Raw genomic sequence first — 16478 nt, forward strand, 5'->3', positions numbered from 1 at the left:
AGCTTGCATATGATATTGACATCCTTAATTTGAGGATTATCGCTAACCGCTAATTGCTAACAGCCAAGTGCTGTTACTAAGCTAAGAATACAGAATTCAGAGTTAACTTGTATGCTGCCAGCAAGCCAAGCAGAGGCAATGATTTTAGATTTGGTGCAACCCCTAGATGGAAAGCGGCATGGTGAGGTTGTAACACTTTTAACAGCAATTGACCGCATCCTGGCAGCACCAGTTGTGAGTCAGTTGGATTTTCCGCATTGGGATAATTCGGCAATGGATGGTTATGCGGTGCGTTACGAAGACGTCAAAAATAGTCATGCAGAGCAACCCGTTGCTTTAGAAATTGTCGAAGAAATCCGTGCAGGACAAGCACCAAAACGCGAGATCAAGCCAGGACAAGCCGCACGCATTTTTACAGGTGGGGTGATGCCATCGGGCGCAGATACCGTCGTCATGCAAGAACACGCGCGCCAGGAAGGCAATCGCGTCATGATTTTGGCAGCACCACCCGAAGAAAAAGCTTTTGTCCGTCAAGGAGCATCGTATTATCAAGCAGGAACGCCCCTGTTGTTGCCAGGAATTGCGCTCCAACCCCCAGAACTTGCAGTATTAGCAGCAGCACAGTGTACCCAAATCAAAGTTTATCGCCGCCCGCGCGTCGCAATTCTTTCGACGGGTGACGAATTAATTACCCCCGATCAGCCTTTACAACTCGGTCAAATCGTTGATTCTAATCAGTATGCTTTAGCCGCGCTCGTCGCGCAAACTGGTGCAGAACCATTGCACTTGGGCATTTTTCCTGACAAACCTCATGTTTTGCGCCGCGCAATTTCACAGGCGATCGCTACTGCTGATGTTGTCTTATCCTCTGGTGGTGTTTCGGTTGGTGACTACGACTTCGTCGAACAAATTCTTGCCGAGTTAGGCGCGACGATTCATATTCGTGCTGTTGCTGTTAAGCCAGGGAAACCCTTGACATTCGCGACATTTTCTGCATCGGCAGCGACTAAACATAAACCCGTATTGTATTTTGGTTTGCCTGGTAATCCGGTTTCTGCTTTAGTCAGCTTTTGGCGGTTTGTCCAGCCTGCTTTACGCAAGCTTTCCGGACTTGCCCACAGTTGGGGACCGATGTTTGTGCAAGCGCGATCGCAGCACGATTTAAAATCTGACGGTCAGCGCGAAACTTATCTTTGGGGACAACTCCACCTCATCGATTGTGCCTACGAGTTTCATTTAGCTGAAGGCAGCCACAGTTCAGGCAACTTAATTAACTTAGCACAAACCAACGGTCTCGCCGTTATTCCCGTCGGTCAATCGGCGATCGCCAAAGGCGAAACAGTCCGCGTGTTACAAGTCGGCACGCCTATAATTCCGCTAAAGCACAGTAAGCAAGATTAAGATTATGTCAAGCAGTTGTATCCAATGCAACTGCTCGCTTTTAGCAAAAGGTATAATCAACTAATTGACAACCCGCCCATTCACGTAGCGTGTTGCTGCACCTACTGTTCCGCCTACTTGTTGCGCGAAAGACAACGCGCGTTCATAAGACGTAAAAGATGCTACTTGAACTGATTTAATACCCCGTTCTCTCACAATCGAAAATGCATCATTACATAGATGAGTTCGAATTTGACGGAGATTACCTCCATCTATAAATACTGGCCAATATGTTCCTTGGCTCTGGAATGGATCTCCACAGCTTTTACGAGGAAATGAGACGTTTCTACTAGTGACAGCTGCTCTATTACTGGTGCGAGAACTACTTACAGTTTGTCTTCCACCATTAGCCGTTCTTAAACTGCAAACATAAAGTAATTCTGCTTCACCAAGACTGTCAGGTACAGGCGAACGTAAACTACGTGGTACTTTGAGATGACTGAAGTCATCATCACTTAATACATTACCTTTTGAATCGTATTCAACCTGTCTTAATACACCTATTTTGTTGCTTGCACAATCAACATAAGTTAATGACATTACAGATTGAGTTCTTGGTCGGCTGAATGAAATAGACGAGCTAGAGTTGGAAACTTGAGTATAAATTAACTTGCTCCAAAAAGTTCTAGTATCTCCTGTTCCTTTAATGCTATCAACATCCACGGCAAGATAAGGTTCAGAATTTAGCACTATCCATTGCCTTGCTGAAGCAGAATTTGTGTAAAATATTGCTACCAGAGAAGCCGTAGCTACTATAAACTTTTTCAACATAAATTTGCTTCTCTCTTTTCAAAGATAGAAACTTAAGAAACTATTTCTGTAAATTGTTGCGCTTGAATTATTTAAAACTACATGCCTTAGTTCTGTACTAAATATATTTCACTTATGTAAAATAAGTGTTAAAGGATGACTCTTTCTAAGCTAATAATGATGAATTTTTTGTGAATTTAAGTACTATATATTTTTGATATTTATTGCTAAAACCAACCGCGCTTACCATTAGGGCGTACGGTCATCCAATTTACTTTAGCTTGTGCTAGTTGCTCGTCCGAAACTTTTGCCCCAGTAAGGTTAGCACCACACAAATTCACATTTTTTAAATGAGCTTCGCTGAAGTCAGCGTAGCTTAAGTTAGCACCGCGAAAATCGGCTCCTTCTAGATCGGCAGAATGAAAGTACGCTTTTGTTAAGATCGCTTCTCTAAAATTAGTACGCTTGAGGCTAGCGTGGCTAAAGTCATTACCTGACAAAATACATTTAAAAAAATTTGTGCGGTCTAATTTTGCTGCGCGAAAGTTAACTTCCGATAAATCTACTCGCTGTAGGTCAAGTAAACTGAGATCGTAAGAAGCAAAATCTCTTCTACCTTTGATATAAGATAAGACTAAATTATTCGCATCGAGCTTTCTTGGTGGTGATTTAGGCTTGGCTCCAACTGTTGAAGGTGCAGAAGTCAGCGCAACTGATGGTAGTGGAGACTGTATTGATGTATTCGATGCTTCAGTCAAATTGGCTCTTCTGGCACGAATAGCCGCAGCCAGTTGTGCCCGCGATTGCGCAGCGCTACTTCCTGTGTAAGCACTTGTTGTAGTCGCTACTGGGGTTGTTGTCGGTGTCGCTTGCTTCACCTTGCGGGGTAATTTGGGTTTACGTACCGCTGAAGGCTGCGCCGCCATGCTATTCGCTAAGCTATCCATGTAGGGTTCGAGTTCGAGTGCGGTGAGAACCTCATTAGGTGATTGGTAGCGATGTCGCACCGAACCTTCTACCATTTTTTGTAAGACTTTGCGAAAGCGATCGCTAATCTGTACTTTGTTTTGCCACACCATTTCTCCCGTTGAGGAATTATAGTCGAGATCCTTGGGAGATTTTCCTGTGAGAAGATAGATGCAAGTCACCCCAAGAGCGTAAATGTCACTTGCGTAGACAGGACGCATCGCGAGTTGTTCAGGCGGCGCGAAACCTGGAGTTCCCACCGCAAAAGCTGTTAATGCTGTATTTTCTGACATACTCGTTGTTTGACTCACTTGGTCTTTCACTGCACCAAAATCGATCAAAACGAGTTTACAGTCCTCATGACGGCGAATAATATTCGCGGGTTTGATGTCTCGGTGAATGACCTGTTGGCTATGGAGATATTGCAGCGTTGGCAGAATTTCACTCAAAAATTGTTTTACCCCAGTTTCGCTAAACGGACCAGAGCGTTTGACTTCTTGTTGCAGCGTTAAACCATTAATGTACTCTTGAACCAAATAGAATTGTTCGCTATCTTCAAAGTAGTCAAGTAGTCTGGGAACTTGTGGATGACTGCCTATTTTACCCAAAGTTTTAGCTTCCCGGGCAAAAAGTTTTCGTGCCATGTCTAAAGCTTCTGACGATGTAGCCGAAGGTCGTAGCTGCTTGATAACGCATTTGGGTTCGCCAGGTAAAGTAACATCCTGGGCTAAAAACGTTGCACCGAAACCACCTTGTGCTAGTGCTTGCAGCGCGCGGTAGCGATCGCGTAATAATAATGGAGCGCCACAAGCTGCACAGGTCTGACGAGAACTGGAGTTTTGCGGATTGGAACAGTTGGGATTTAGGCAGTAGCTCATATGAGCGTTTACTCGCTGTTTCAGGTAACACTGGGAGCGATCGCACCCTGCTTCAATTATTTAAAGAAATATGTCTCATAGCCACGTGATTTATACGGAAAATGAGAGGTGCACAGGAGCAGGGGAAGAATAAAGTTTTCTCTATGACTCATCCCTCAAAACCACCAACTACGATGGGATGAGAATGTTATAAAGACAGAGAGTTATTACTGCAAAATCCGATTACAGGCTAAGCATTGCCTAGTTCTGACCTTTGACCCCTGCTTTTGATAAGATAGTCTAGCTGAGGTCTAAGCAATCACACTCCATGCGTATTTCTCTAAATTGGCTACAAGAACTTGTTGAGTTGACGCTTTCTCCTGAAGAATTGGCAGAAACGTTGACAATGGCAGGGTTTGAAGTAGAAGAAATTGAAGATCGCCGTCTATGGGCGGAAGGTGTGGTTGTGGGAAAAGTGCTAGAGTGCGATCGCCATCCAAATGCGGATAAACTCAGCGTTACTAAAGTCGATGTCGGAACGGCTTCCCCAGAACCATTAAATATTGTCTGTGGTGCGCCGAATGTCCGTGCGGGAATATATGTACCCGTCGCCACAGTAGGTACTTACCTGCCCAAAATTGACGTCAAAATCAAAGCCGCAAAACTACGCGGAGTACGTTCGGAAGGCATGATTTGCTCTTTAGCTGAGTTAGGACTTGCTAAAGAATCCGCAGGAATTCATATTTTTGAGCAGGAACTCGAATTAGGCAGTGACGTGCGCCCGTTGCTCGGTTTAGATGATGTCATTTTAGACTTGACAGCAACTGCCAATCGTGCTGATGCATTAAGCATGGTAGGTGTCGCGCGCGAAGTTGCTGCAATTACGGGAAAAACAGTGCGGTTACCAGAAGCTCCAGAAATTTCTATTCCTGATGGCAAGAAGAATTTAACGCTCAAAATATCGCAGCCACAAGCTTGCCCTGCGTATATTGGTACAGTGATTGAGTCAGTCAAAATTGCTCCTTCACCTGCATGGTTACAACAAAGATTGCAAGCTGCTGGAACTCGCCCGATCAACAACGTTGTTGATATTACAAACTATATTTTACTCGAATGGGGTCAACCACTTCATGCGTTTGACCGCGATCGCCTTTTAGCCGTCAGTGGTGCTCAAGCAGATTTAACCATTGGCGTTCGATTCGCGCGCTCAGGGGAAACGCTCAAAACGCTCGATGGTCAAATGCGCGCGCTTTCCAGTCAAGCTTTACTAATTACCGCACGCGACGAACCAGTAGCCTTAGCGGGAGTTATGGGCGGCGAAGCCACCGAAGTGCATGAGGGTACGCAAAATCTCGTTTTAGAAGCCGCCCTGTTCGATCCTGTCGCGATTCGGCGATCGGCGCGCAGTCAAGGTTTACGTACTGAAGCTTCCGCAAGATATGAGCGGGGAATCAACGCGGCTGAATTAGAATTAGCCTGTCGTCGAGCCATAATGCTGATTCAGGAACTAGCAGGTGGCGTTCCCGTGCAACAAGAATTTGCTGACGCAAGACCTGATATTGGCACAACATCACGTTCGATTGAATTACGGCTCGATCGCGTTAACCAAGTTTTAGGACCAATTGACTTAGAAGACACGACTGGCGAACTCCAACCCGAAACTATTCAGCAAATTCTTACCGCCCTTGGATGTCAGGTAAAACCATCATCCGAACAACAAAGAGTTTTGACTGTCACTGTTCCACCGTATCGTCATCGCGACCTAGAGCGTGAAATTGACTTAATTGAAGAAATTGCGCGACTGTATGGCTACGATCGCTTTTGCGATACTTTACCTGATAAAACAGAACCTGGCTATCTTTCCTTAGAACAGCAACTGACGCGCCAAATCCGCGAAGCTTTCCGCGCCGCTGGGCTAACTGAATTAATGCATTACTCGCTCGTCAAACCAGGACAAGAGCGACAAATCGTCCTTACTAACCCAATTTTTGTGGAGTATTCAGCGCTACGGACTGATTTGATTTCTGGTTTAATCGATGCTTTTCAATACAATCTAGAGCAGGGGAATGGTAGCCTCAATGGTTTTGAAATCGGGCGCATTTTCTGGCAAGAAGAAGACGGATTACTCGAAGCTGAGGCTATTGGCGGTATTTTAGGCGGCGATCCAACTCAAGGAAAGTGGATATCGGGTGGAAAAGAGCGTCCGCTAACCTGGTTTGAAGCTAAAGGCGTTTTAGAAAGTGTTTTTCAACGCTTGGGGCTAAAAGTAGAATACCAACCGAGCCACCAAGATTCGCGCTTGCATCCAGGTCGTACAGCGTCGTTATGGTTGCAGGGAAATCATTTGGGTAATTTTGGACAAATCCATCCGCAATTACGCCAAGAAAAAGGCTTACCAGATGCTGTTTACGTCTTTCAACTCGATTTAGATGTGATTCTAGATTACTGGGATCGCGACGAAGTTTTAGTACCAAAATTCCGTTCGTATTCTACTTACCCAGCGTCACCCAGAGATATTGCATTTTTTGCGCATCTCGAAATCTCTGTTGCGGAAATAGAACGCGCGATCGCACTGGCGGCGGGAGAATTGCTCGAATCTGTTGAATTGTTCGATGAATATCGTGGCGAACGCGTCCCCCAAGGACAAAGAAGTTTAGCGTTTCGTTTAGTGTATCGCGCCCCAAATCGCACTTTGACAGATGAGGACATCGAACCCGTACACCAAAAAGTGCGAGAATCTTTGGTAGAAAAATTTGGCGTGAATCTGCGAAGTTGAACTTGTGTATGCCTAAGTACGTAATGTGGGGAAGTTATTGCGAGGATGTGCTAGAAAAACGCGCTCCTCATCGACAAGCTCATCTCGACGGGCTAGCTGCGCAAAAAGAGTCAGGTGTATTGATTACAATTGGTCCAACGAAGGATTTAACCAAGGTTTTTGGCATCTACGAAGCTGAAGATGAAGCAACAGTTCGTCAACTTGTTGAAGCCGATCCTTATTGGAAAAATGGCGTTTGGACAGAATACTTTATTAAAGAGTGGATTCAAGCTTTTTAATGAGAGCAATTAGCAATTTAGTTATAGCAAGACTAAAACGACTTCCCTAAATGATGAGAACGGGCTTTAGTTGAGATACTGACGACAAAAATCGAGTGCAACAGATAAATCGCTGGTTTGCTGCGGATAATTAACGGTTGGTCTACTGATTGTAATTAAGGGAATACCAAGTTGAGTGGCGACAAGGCGTTTTGTCTCTTCACCCCCTGGTTTTCCTGAGGCTTTGGTAATCGCAAGTTGAATTTGCCACTGACGCCAAAGCGCGAGTTCTAATTCAGCAGAGATTGGAGGACGCAGACAGATTAAGCGATCTGGGGTAAAACCTGCTTGTGTTGCTGCTTCAATGGCGATCGCTGAAGGCAGAATTCTCGCAAATAATGTGGCGCGATCGTGCCAAGCTTGAAATAGGTGTAGCGGTCTGTAACCTACAGTTAATAAGACGCGTTTGTTTTGCAAGCGGTTTGTGGATAATAGAGCTTCAAAGCTATCGAAATGTTCGGCTTTGCCATCTACATTATTAGATGATAAGATGGGGCGTTCATAGCGTAAGTAAGGGACTTGCAAGTGTTGCGCCGCCGCGATCGCATTTTGCGAAACTTCGACAGCATAAGGATGTGAAGCATCCACAATTGCTGCAATTTGGTGTTGTTTGATAAAATTAGGGATCTGAGCGCGCGTTAAACGCCCTACCCACACTGTTAAACACGGTGCAGGATGGTAAAGCGATTGCGCTGAAGGAGTTGTAACAGAGATAATACAGCAGATATCTGCCTGTGCAATTGCCGCAGCGATCGCAACACTTTCTTGGGTTCCGCCAATCAACCACAACTTACCACACACAGTACCAGATGGAAGCGGCTCAATAGCGGGAGGAATAGGCAACGCAGTTAGCCTTTTAGTGCTTTGCGGAAGTTTTGTCGATAAGACTTATTCGAGATTAACAATGCAGGCCATAATAATGACAAAGACAAGCGATTGGAAAAACTACGCGAAAACGTAGTGCGATGAAATCCATTCCAGAATTTCCAAGCACCTATTGCATACACAACAATCAAGCCAAAAACAATCCAGTTCATTGCCTTAAACCACCTGTACAAAGGATCGTAAAGTAAAAATTGGTATTTTGAGCTAAAGTTCCTCTCCCACTATCTCTTAGTGTAAATTAGCCAAGAGAAATCGTTAGAGCGATCGCCATGAGTAGCGTTGAGTTAGTTGTAGCTCAAAAGCGCGGTGACTCGCCATACATTAAATCAGCTTTTTGTCAATATGTTGTTCAGCGCCCGACGAACTACCATGCACAGATCCATGAATCATAGCCAGCAGCAACATTTACTTGTTCTCGATAGGCGCATAGTTGTACGTCTCTACACTGACATATATGCTTAATGAAGTTTACGCTTAACGGATGTATCCTGTGGAAGTACCTTAAGTTTCAAGATACGTAGGAAACTATAACAAGACTTGCTTTTTGCCAGATTCATTGACTCGATGTCAGTGATGAGGGCAAATCACCTAAGGAGGAATTATGCGTGCAGTGCTGATGGCTGGAGGGTCTGGAACGCGGTTAAGACCGCTGACTTGTGACCTTCCTAAACCGATGGTACCTATTTTAAACAGACCAATTGCGGAACATATTATTAATCTTCTCAAACGACATCAAATTACTGAGATAATTGCCACGCTGCATTATTTACCAGAGGTCATTCGCGATTATTTTCAAGATGGCAGTGACTTTGGCGTACAAATGATCTATGCCGTTGAAGAAGATCAACCCCTGGGTACCGCAGGCTGCGTGAAGAATATCGCGGAATTTCTCAATGAAACATTTTTAGTCATTAGTGGTGATAGCGTTACAGATTTTGACCTCACCGCGGCAATTGAGTTTCACAAACGCAAACAAGCCAAAGCAACCTTAGTTCTTACTCGCGTTCCCAATCCGATTGAGTTTGGAGTCGTGATTACCGACGAAGACTATCGAATTCGGAGATTTCTAGAAAAGCCATCAACAAGCGAGATCTTTTCTGATACGGTTAACACTGGTATATACATTTTGGAACCCTCAGTTTTAGAGTATTTACCAGCTAATCAAGAATCTGACTTTTCCAAAGATTTGTTTCCGTTGTTGCTAGAAAAAGGCGAGCCGATGTACGGCTACATTGCACAAGGTTACTGGTGTGATGTTGGGCATCTTGATGCATACCGCGAAAGTCAGTATGATGGCTTGTTTGGCAAGGTAAAACTTGACTTTGCGTACCCCGAAACAAAGCCAGGGATTTGGCAAGGACAGAATACTTATATCGATCCGAGCGTTGAAATTTGTCCTCCAGTGTTGATTGGTCACAATTGCCGCATTGGACCGCGAGTGCGAATTGATGCTGGAACGGTAATTGGGGACAACGTGACGATTGGGGCGGACGCTGACTTAAAACGACCAATCATCTGGAATGGTGCAATTATTGGCGAAGATGCAGAATTGCGAGCGTGTGTGATTGGTCGCGGAACACGTGTAGACCGCCGCGCGCAAGTATTAGAAGGTGCTGTGGTTGGTTCGCTTTCTACAGTTGGAGAAGAAGCACAAATTAGTCCTAACGTTCGTGTTTGGCCAAGTAAACAAATTGAATCAGGCGCAACATTAAACATAAATTTAATTTGGGGACAAACTGCACAGCGCAATTTATTTGGTCAGCGTGGAGTGACTGGGTTAGCTAATATTGATATCACGCCCGAATTTGCCGTGAAGTTAGGCGCAGCTTACGGCTCGACATTGAAACCTGGTTCGCAAGTGATGATATCGCGCGACCAACGCAGCATTTCCCGAATGGTGACGCGATCGCTGATTGCGGGTTTAATGTCTGTGGGTGTCAATATTCAGAACTTGGATGCAACCGCAATTCCGATGGCGCGGACTGTTGCACCAACTTTGGGCGTTGCTGGCGGAATTCACGTACGATTGCACCCAGATCGACCCGATTACCTGTTGATTGAGTTTATTGATAACAAAGGCGTCAACATCTCAAAAGCACTCGAAAAGAAAATCGAAGGCGCGTACTTTAAAGAAGACCTCCGGCGCGTGCAAATTCACGAGATTGGTAATGTTGTCTATCCGATTCAGATGATCGACACTTACTGTAGTGCTTTTGAGAAAAATTTAAACGTAGAAGCCATTCGCCATAGTAACTCGAAAGTTGTCATTGATTATACATATGCCGTATCGGGTGCGGTTTTGCCGCAACTTTTAGCAAAATTTGGTTGCGACGCCGTCGTGTTAAATGCCAGTTTGAAGCAAACAGCGGTGTCTTCAGTCGAGAAAGAAGCACTCTTACAGCAGCTAGGTCATGTTGTCGAAGCATTGCGAGCGACTTTTGGCGTTCAGGTATCTGCCAATGGAGAACAGCTCATTTTGGTTGATAAGTTGGGAACGCCGATTCGCGGTGAAATGTTGACCGCCCTTATGGTGAATATGATTCTGACTGCACATCCACGCGGAACTGTTGTTGTCCCGATTCATGCATCGAGTGCTGTCGAACAAATTGCCCGCCGCCATGATGGTAAGGTCATTCGCACTAAGGCAAGTCCTACCGCACTTATGGAAGCTTCTTTGCCAAGTGCCAACCCGAATGTTGTCCTGGCGGGAAGTGGGGATATGGGATTTATTTTTCCACAGTTGCATCCTGGGTTTGACGCAATGTTCTGCATTGCCAAAGTGATTGAGATGTTGACGGTTCAAGAGCGATCGCTCGCGTCAATCCGCGATGACGACTTACCACAAGTAAGCCACCGCAGCTACACCGTACGCTGTCCCTGGACGGTCAAAGGAGCATTGATGCGCCATTTGGTCGAAACTCATAAAGAAGAAAATCTAGAATTGGTTGATGGCGTGAAGATTCGCTTTGAAGATGATAATTGGGTACTCATTTTGCCCGATGCGGGCGAACCACTGGTACATTTGTTCGCTAACAGTCACGATCGTAATTGGGTAGATGAATCGTTGAGGGAATACCGCACCCGCGTTCAATCATTTATTGAACAACAACAAGGAGTGGAAGCTTACAGTAACAGTCCTCAGCAATCGATCGTGAGTTAGGAGTGAGTAGACTAGTGATTAGTGGCTAGTGGCTGGTGTCAAGAGCAACTAGTCACCAATTCTTCCCCTAACCTTTGACCCCTAACCTCTCATCGAGCGAACACATAGGAGAAGCGAATGAATAGCTGTATTTTGATGGCAGAAATTGTGCAAGCGCCACAACTGCGTTATACGTCTGACAACATGGCATTAGCGGAAATGCTGATTCAATTTCCAGCTTTACGTGCAGAAGATTCTCCTGCAACGTTAAAAGCTGTTGGTTGGGGTAACTTGGCGCAAGAGATTGAACAAAATTATCAGCAAGGCGATCGCGTCATTATTGAAGGTCGCCTAAGCATGAACACTGTTGAGCGCTCGGAAGGCTTCAAAGAAAAACGTGCTGAATTGACGATACAACGAATTCACGCCGTCGATAAAACTGTAGATACAACGGCGACAAAAGCAAACTCCAAAGCTGCAACCGCTGCTGTAAGTTCGCGTCCCGAAAAAACTGCCAAGAATGTGAATTCAGATACGATGACTTCTACTCGGACGACAACTAGTCGCACCGATGTCATTGCTGACTTTGCGACGGCGACTTATGAACCACCTGTAAGAACATCTTCAACGCCGCTCCCACCCAGCGAAGAGCAGGATATCGACGACATTCCATTTTAGGTGGGGCGAGTGGAGAGGTTTGAGTAGTTAGCGACTAGTGATTAGTTGTGACTTGTTCGCGCAGTGTGCCGGAGGCATTAGAATTTTCTTAACTCATAATGCCTCTTTTCTTTAACTCCCTAACCTCCGACCTCTGACCCTTGACCTCTAAGCTCTACTATCCCACTCTGCCGCAGCATCAGCAACAGCTTGGTCTACAGTTTTTTCACCTAACATAGCCGCTTGCAGATTGTCGTAAATCGCGCGTTGTAAGACATTGCGGTTTTCCATTGCGGGAACTAAGACTTCGGCTTGCTGCAATTGGCTGGCGCTAACAACGCGGGCTTTTTCGACGGTTGACGCATCAGCAGGTACTGACTTAAAGTATTCGTCTGAGAGTGCGGCGACTGTTGAGGGTAAGACATTGGCAGCTTTGGCAAAGGCAAGCTGATTTTGATTGTTTGTAACATACAGTGCAAATTTTAACGCTGCATCCGGTTGGTCGGTGTTGGCAGGAATGACTATGTTCATGACCGCAACGTTTTTCTTGCCTGTAGGTCCTGTTATTTGTGGTGCGGTAGCTGAAACTTGCGCGATCGCTGGTGCGTTTTTGGCGATCGTTTTCAAAAATTCTGGACCTGAAGCTAATAACGCGGTTTGTCCAGCTTGATACTGCTCTATACCATATCTGTGTCCTTGTGTCAATACTTCAGGCGGTATCAGTTCATTGCGATACAAGTCTACCCAGTACTGAAAGACAGCCCGACCTTCAGGAGTATTAAACGCCGCTTTACCCTGCGCGTCTACTAAATTGACTCCCATTTGCACAAAAGATTCCAAAACTTCGGCAGAATCTTCGGGAACAAACGTTGTAAAAAAGGCGTACTTTCCAGTTCTTTCTTTAACTTGTCGCGCCACTGTTGCTAATTCTGCATAAGTTGTTGGCGGTTGACTGACTCCTGCTTGCTTTAACAAATCAGTGTTATAAATTGTCAGGCGAGTTGTGAGGTACCAAGGTAGGCCAAAACTTTTCCCATTAATCGTGCTTGCTTTCCAAATATTAGGTAGATAAGTTTCGCGCACATCCGCGCTGACTTTCGAATCCAAGTCTAGCCAAGCATTGCGCGTTGCGAGTTGCGAAGCAAAACTGGGGTTTAAGTTGACGACATCCGGTGCGGTGCGTGCGGACATCGCAGTGAGAATTTTGCTTTCCATCGCTGACCAGGGAACATCAACCCAGTTAACTTTAATTCCAGGGTTTTCAGCTTCAAAAGAACGGATGAGATTGTTGAAGAAATCTGTAAATTGTGGCTGGAGTTGCATTGTCCAGAATTCCACATTACTACTGTTACCTGATGCCGATTGCTGGGTACTATTATTGACGTTACCAGTACCACAACTCACAACCCAACTCAGGGTTAAACCTAACAAAGCGAAAATTCCGAGGCGTTTCCAACCTCTGATTTTGCTAAAAAAGACTGATACTATCGACATTTTTCAAACGTCACTTGCTGACTTTTACGAGCAAAGCAATTCTAAGCTAAAGTAACAGACATTCAATTTTTATAGTAGAGGTCAGGGTTAATAGTTATTTGGAGTAGCGGAAAATCGTGTGCGAAGATCCTTTGTTAAATAAACTTTACAAGACAATGATTCTTAGCCTCTGTGACGTTTTAACAATATTGACCATTGCTATTAAGTATCTCACTCTCAATTTCTTTTTACCCTCTAGATAACCAACAAAACCGTGCTTAACCGCTTCCAGACACTACCTAACCGCTTACAGATACTGCCAAAACGTGCCAGGGGAGTTGGTGTTGAACTGGCTCCTGAACGTATTAATATTGCCCAGCTGCGCAAACAAGGACAAGGAATAAGACTGGCAGCGTTTACCTCGGTTCCCGTACCTGAAGGAATTTTTCAAGATGGTCAAATTATCGATCCACCAGCGCTTGCCGAAATTATCCAATCCGCCTTCGCCCAAAGCAAAATAAAAGCTAAGCGAGTGGCTACCGCTGTTCCTGGAAGAGATTCACTCGTGCGCTTAATTCCTTTACCCGCCGAGTTAGATGACCAAGAATTACGCGAAATGGTACTCAACCACGAAGCAGGTTTGTATCTCCCGTATCCGCGTGAAGAAGCTGATGTTGATTATCAAAAACTTGGGTATTTTGTCGACGAGGACGGAATTGAAAAGGTACAAGTGTTGTTAGTTGCTACGCGCAAAGAAGTGACAGATACTTACATCGACACATTTCAACAAGCAGGTCTGCAAGTCGATGTCTTAGAAATTAACAGTTTTGCGTTGTTACGCACGATTCGGGAGAAACTACGCGAATTTCCTTCACAAGAAGCCGTTGTTTTAGTTGACATTGAATTTGACAACACTGAAATTGCAATTATTGTAGATGGAATACCGCAGTTTTCGCGGACTGTGCCAATTGGTACATTTCACCTGCAAAGTGCGCTATTGCGCGCCTTGCACTTACCAATGTCTAGAGATACACAAGTAATGCTACAGTCGGTGGTTATTCCCACCACGACAACTGATGAAATGGGAGGAGTTATCAGTACGACAGTTGACCCTGGTACCGCAGCAATGTTGCGCGTGATGGGAGAGTTGATTGACGAACTACGGCGATCGCTCGATTTTTATCTTAGTCAAAGTGAAAATCTCGAAGTTGCCCAAATCCTCTTGGCAGGTCCTGGGGGCGGCTTAGTAAACTTAGATGAGTTTTTCCAACAACGAGTAAACATTCCCACCGTACAAATCGATCCTGTGGCAGCTTTGTCATTAGAAGTTGATGAGAAAAAAATTACTCCTGGACAACGCCCAGGACTCGGAATTGTTCTCGGTTTAGGAATGCGCGAGATTTAGTTAACTTACCTGTCAGCTATCCATGACGATCGATACGAAATTCTATGTACAGTCTAGACATTAACTTTATTCGCGATCGCCCAGAGTACATCTTAAAAAACGCGGGTGCTAAAAAACTAGGGATACTTGCTAGTGATACAACACCGTTGTATTTGGGAATTGCGATCGGCGTTATTTTGCCTGCTATGATTGGTGGCGCGTGGTTGGTTATGCAAGCTCGCATTGGGCAACTCGAAGCCGAAAATGCAGAACTTGATGCTGAACTCAGTCGCTTGGGACTGCAAGAACAAGAAATTCAAACAACACAAGCGCAAATTAATCAAATTCGCACAGAGACCCAAGCTTTAGCTACAGTGTTTAATCAAATTCGTCCTTGGTCAGCGATGTTACAGGATATGCGCGATCGCATTCCCCGCGCAGTCCAAATTGAAACTATTCGCCAAACTGCTGCTGCAACTCCCCAACCCAGCCCGCAAGCAGCAAATAATGCTGCAAATAATAACGAGCAGCAACAACAAGAGGGACAAGATCAACAAAACGCTGAACAGCAGCAACAGCAATCAGCACAAGTAGTTCCCGCAGGTAATATTGAAATTGCCGGAATTGCCCGTTCTTTTAACGATGTCAACGATTTCTTGCTGACGCTGCAACAATCAGCATTTCTGAAACCGACGGATACAAGAATTGTCACGGCTGAGTTGGTAGATATTGCTGAACCAGGGACAGTAGCTGTACCCCAAGCAAATTCAACCGCAGTTGTGACGCCTCAAGCGGTAAGATATACAATTCAATCGACGTTAAGCGATGTCCCCGCCTCAGAGTTGTTAAGAGAACTAGAGCGTAAGGGTACATTAGGATTGGTAACTCGCATTCGCACACTGCAACAAAAAGGTGTGATTCAACAATGACGGTAACTGAAGACTTTATTCCTGAAGAAAGCATTGAGTTTCAACCAGTAGCGCCAAGTTACCCCAAAGCATTTGGCGTGACGCTGACTCCGGCGGTAAGCGGTGTGCTGATTGCGCTGTTGGGGCTAGCAGGAAGTGTTTACTTGGTTATTAATTTGTTAATGCCAACGTGGCAAAGACACCAAGAATTGCAAGCTAGCCGCGATGAAAAAAATGCGCTGGTTGAACAAAAACAACTTGCCATTCAACAAACTGAACAGGTAAGAGCCGAGTTAGCCCAGGTCAAACAGCAAAATGCTCAAGTGCTTGCGTTATTTGCTGACGAACGCACATTAGATACCTTGTTACTGGACCTCAACCGCGTTGTAGAATCAGGTAATGCTCAACTTGCACAAAATGCCCCTAGGGCAAAACTGAAGCGATTTGTCCCCGTTAATCAGTCACCAGAAATTGTTTCAGATGGTAGCCTTGGACCAGTTGTCAATGGAAAACTTAAGCGCCAAGTTGTCAATATTGAGCTAGAAGGAACTTTCGAGCAAACGCAATCAATCATTCGCAATATTGAGCGGCTACAGCCACTATTGATAGTTAAAGATTATCAATCATCCTTGGCACAAACTGGAGACAATCAGCAGCCTGGTGTTGTGCAGCCACGAGGCGCTGTCATTACAACATCTTTTCAGTTAGAAGCCTTAATGCCAGCTAGCCCCGCCGAAGCAGCCGCAGCCGCAAGTAACCAGAATCAACAGTAAGTAGTAAATTGTAGAAGAAATTCTAATTTTTAGATTACAGGCAAGTTTTAACTCTGACCCTCGATCTCTGAGCCCTAATCTGTGCCTAAATTTGCTACCGTAATTTCACTGAAATCTTAATATTGAATATATTAAATTTCTTATGCATTGTCG

The 16478-nt window shown here is 45.0% G+C and carries 14 protein-coding genes; 9 read left to right on the top strand and 5 right to left on the bottom strand.

Features of this window, described 5'->3' with window-relative positions; translation table 11 throughout:
- Positions 1-111: 111 nt before the first annotated feature.
- The gene (gene glp / locus B1A85_RS21015; RefSeq protein WP_104548675.1) at positions 112-1401 is read left to right on the top strand and encodes a gephyrin-like molybdotransferase Glp; all 1290 of its coding nucleotides are present in this window, start codon (positions 112-114) and stop codon (positions 1399-1401) included.
- Between the two features lie 60 nt (positions 1402-1461).
- On the opposite strand, the gene B1A85_RS21020 is transcribed toward glp, so the two are convergent.
- Together B1A85_RS21020 and B1A85_RS21025 are read right to left on the bottom strand one after the other, a co-directional pair.
- The gene (locus B1A85_RS21020; protein WP_339376884.1) at positions 1462-2211 is read right to left on the bottom strand and encodes a surface-adhesin E family protein; all 750 of its coding nucleotides are present in this window, start codon (positions 2209-2211) and stop codon (positions 1462-1464) included.
- Between the two features lie 206 nt (positions 2212-2417).
- Positions 2418-4034 (bottom strand): serine/threonine-protein kinase, encoded by a 1617-nt coding sequence (locus B1A85_RS21025; RefSeq protein WP_104548677.1) that lies wholly within the window; start codon positions 4032-4034, stop codon positions 2418-2420.
- A gap of 307 nt (positions 4035-4341) precedes the next feature.
- Here B1A85_RS21025 and pheT point away from each other — a divergent pair, with 307 nt between their 5' ends.
- Together pheT and B1A85_RS21035 are read left to right on the top strand one after the other, a co-directional pair.
- The gene (gene pheT / locus B1A85_RS21030) at positions 4342-6789 is read left to right on the top strand and encodes a phenylalanine--tRNA ligase subunit beta (protein WP_104548678.1); all 2448 of its coding nucleotides are present in this window, start codon (positions 4342-4344) and stop codon (positions 6787-6789) included.
- Between the two features lie 8 nt (positions 6790-6797).
- Complete coding sequence (locus B1A85_RS21035) at positions 6798-7067, top strand: YciI family protein (RefSeq protein ID WP_015189135.1); 270 nt, start codon at positions 6798-6800, stop codon at positions 7065-7067.
- Positions 7068-7133: 66 nt separating this feature from the next.
- Here B1A85_RS21035 and B1A85_RS21040 read toward each other — a convergent pair whose 3' ends face one another.
- Both B1A85_RS21040 and B1A85_RS21045 read right to left on the bottom strand, forming a co-directional pair.
- Positions 7134-7949, bottom strand: coding sequence for a cobalt-precorrin-6A reductase (locus B1A85_RS21040; RefSeq protein WP_210404636.1), 816 nt, complete (start codon positions 7947-7949; stop codon positions 7134-7136).
- 5 nt (positions 7950-7954) lie between these two features.
- Positions 7955-8143 (bottom strand): hypothetical protein, encoded by a 189-nt coding sequence (locus B1A85_RS21045; protein ID WP_104548679.1) that lies wholly within the window; start codon positions 8141-8143, stop codon positions 7955-7957.
- Between the two features lie 117 nt (positions 8144-8260).
- On the opposite strand from B1A85_RS21045, the gene B1A85_RS25725 reads away from it, so the two are divergent.
- The 3 genes from B1A85_RS25725 to B1A85_RS21055 all read left to right on the top strand — a co-directional run bounded on the left by B1A85_RS25725 (position 8261) and on the right by B1A85_RS21055 (position 11808).
- A complete protein-coding gene (locus tag B1A85_RS25725) occupies positions 8261-8383 on the top strand; it encodes a hypothetical protein (RefSeq protein WP_256387487.1) in 123 nt (40 codons plus the stop codon).
- Positions 8384-8592: 209 nt separating this feature from the next.
- Positions 8593-11151: a mannose-1-phosphate guanyltransferase gene (locus B1A85_RS21050; protein WP_104548680.1), complete on the top strand. Its 2559-nt coding sequence runs from the start codon at positions 8593-8595 to the stop codon at positions 11149-11151.
- Between the two features lie 117 nt (positions 11152-11268).
- Positions 11269-11808: a single-stranded DNA-binding protein gene (locus tag B1A85_RS21055; protein WP_104548681.1), complete on the top strand. Its 540-nt coding sequence runs from the start codon at positions 11269-11271 to the stop codon at positions 11806-11808.
- Between the two features lie 147 nt (positions 11809-11955).
- Here B1A85_RS21055 and B1A85_RS21060 read toward each other — a convergent pair whose 3' ends face one another.
- Positions 11956-13281 (bottom strand): ABC transporter substrate-binding protein, encoded by a 1326-nt coding sequence (locus B1A85_RS21060; RefSeq protein WP_104548682.1) that lies wholly within the window; start codon positions 13279-13281, stop codon positions 11956-11958.
- 253 nt (positions 13282-13534) lie between these two features.
- On the opposite strand from B1A85_RS21060, the gene pilM reads away from it, so the two are divergent.
- Genes pilM through B1A85_RS21075 form a run of 3 tightly spaced genes read left to right on the top strand, consistent with a single transcriptional unit; the run spans position 13535 to position 16325 of the window.
- The gene (pilM, locus tag B1A85_RS21065) at positions 13535-14665 is read left to right on the top strand and encodes a type IV pilus assembly protein PilM (protein ID WP_210404637.1); all 1131 of its coding nucleotides are present in this window, start codon (positions 13535-13537) and stop codon (positions 14663-14665) included.
- 44 nt (positions 14666-14709) lie between these two features.
- Entirely contained in the window at positions 14710-15573 is an 864-nt protein-coding gene (locus B1A85_RS21070) for a PilN domain-containing protein (RefSeq protein WP_104548683.1), read from the top strand.
- Positions 15570-16325 carry a pilus assembly protein PilO gene (locus tag B1A85_RS21075; protein ID WP_104548684.1) on the top strand — a complete coding sequence of 252 codons (756 nt, stop codon included), beginning with the start codon at positions 15570-15572 and terminating at the stop codon, positions 16323-16325. Before B1A85_RS21070 ends, B1A85_RS21075 begins: the two co-directional genes overlap by 4 nt.
- Positions 16326-16478: the final 153 nt, after the last annotated feature.

Source organism: Chroococcidiopsis sp. TS-821 (assembly GCF_002939305.1).
GTDB lineage: Bacteria > Cyanobacteriota > Cyanobacteriia > Cyanobacteriales > Chroococcidiopsidaceae > Chroogloeocystis.

Excerpts from the sequence above, each read along its gene's own strand:
- glp (WP_104548675.1), top strand. The coding sequence starts at position 112 with ATGCTGCCAGCAAGCCAAGCAGAGGCAATGATTTTAGATTTGGTGCAA.
- B1A85_RS21020 (WP_339376884.1), bottom strand. The coding sequence starts at position 2,211 with ATGTTGAAAAAGTTTATAGTAGCTACGGCTTCTCTGGTAGCAATATTT.
- B1A85_RS21025 (WP_104548677.1), bottom strand. The coding sequence starts at position 4,034 with ATGAGCTACTGCCTAAATCCCAACTGTTCCAATCCGCAAAACTCCAGT.
- pheT (WP_104548678.1), top strand. The coding sequence starts at position 4,342 with ATGCGTATTTCTCTAAATTGGCTACAAGAACTTGTTGAGTTGACGCTT.
- B1A85_RS21035 (WP_015189135.1), top strand. The coding sequence starts at position 6,798 with ATGCCTAAGTACGTAATGTGGGGAAGTTATTGCGAGGATGTGCTAGAA.
- B1A85_RS21045 (WP_104548679.1), bottom strand. The coding sequence starts at position 8,143 with ATGAACTGGATTGTTTTTGGCTTGATTGTTGTGTATGCAATAGGTGCT.
- B1A85_RS25725 (WP_256387487.1), top strand. The coding sequence starts at position 8,261 with ATGAGTAGCGTTGAGTTAGTTGTAGCTCAAAAGCGCGGTGACTCGCCA.
- B1A85_RS21050 (WP_104548680.1), top strand. The coding sequence starts at position 8,593 with ATGCGTGCAGTGCTGATGGCTGGAGGGTCTGGAACGCGGTTAAGACCG.
- B1A85_RS21055 (WP_104548681.1), top strand. The coding sequence starts at position 11,269 with ATGAATAGCTGTATTTTGATGGCAGAAATTGTGCAAGCGCCACAACTG.
- B1A85_RS21060 (WP_104548682.1), bottom strand. The coding sequence starts at position 13,281 with ATGTCGATAGTATCAGTCTTTTTTAGCAAAATCAGAGGTTGGAAACGC.
- B1A85_RS21070 (WP_104548683.1), top strand. The coding sequence starts at position 14,710 with ATGTACAGTCTAGACATTAACTTTATTCGCGATCGCCCAGAGTACATC.
- B1A85_RS21075 (WP_104548684.1), top strand. The coding sequence starts at position 15,570 with ATGACGGTAACTGAAGACTTTATTCCTGAAGAAAGCATTGAGTTTCAA.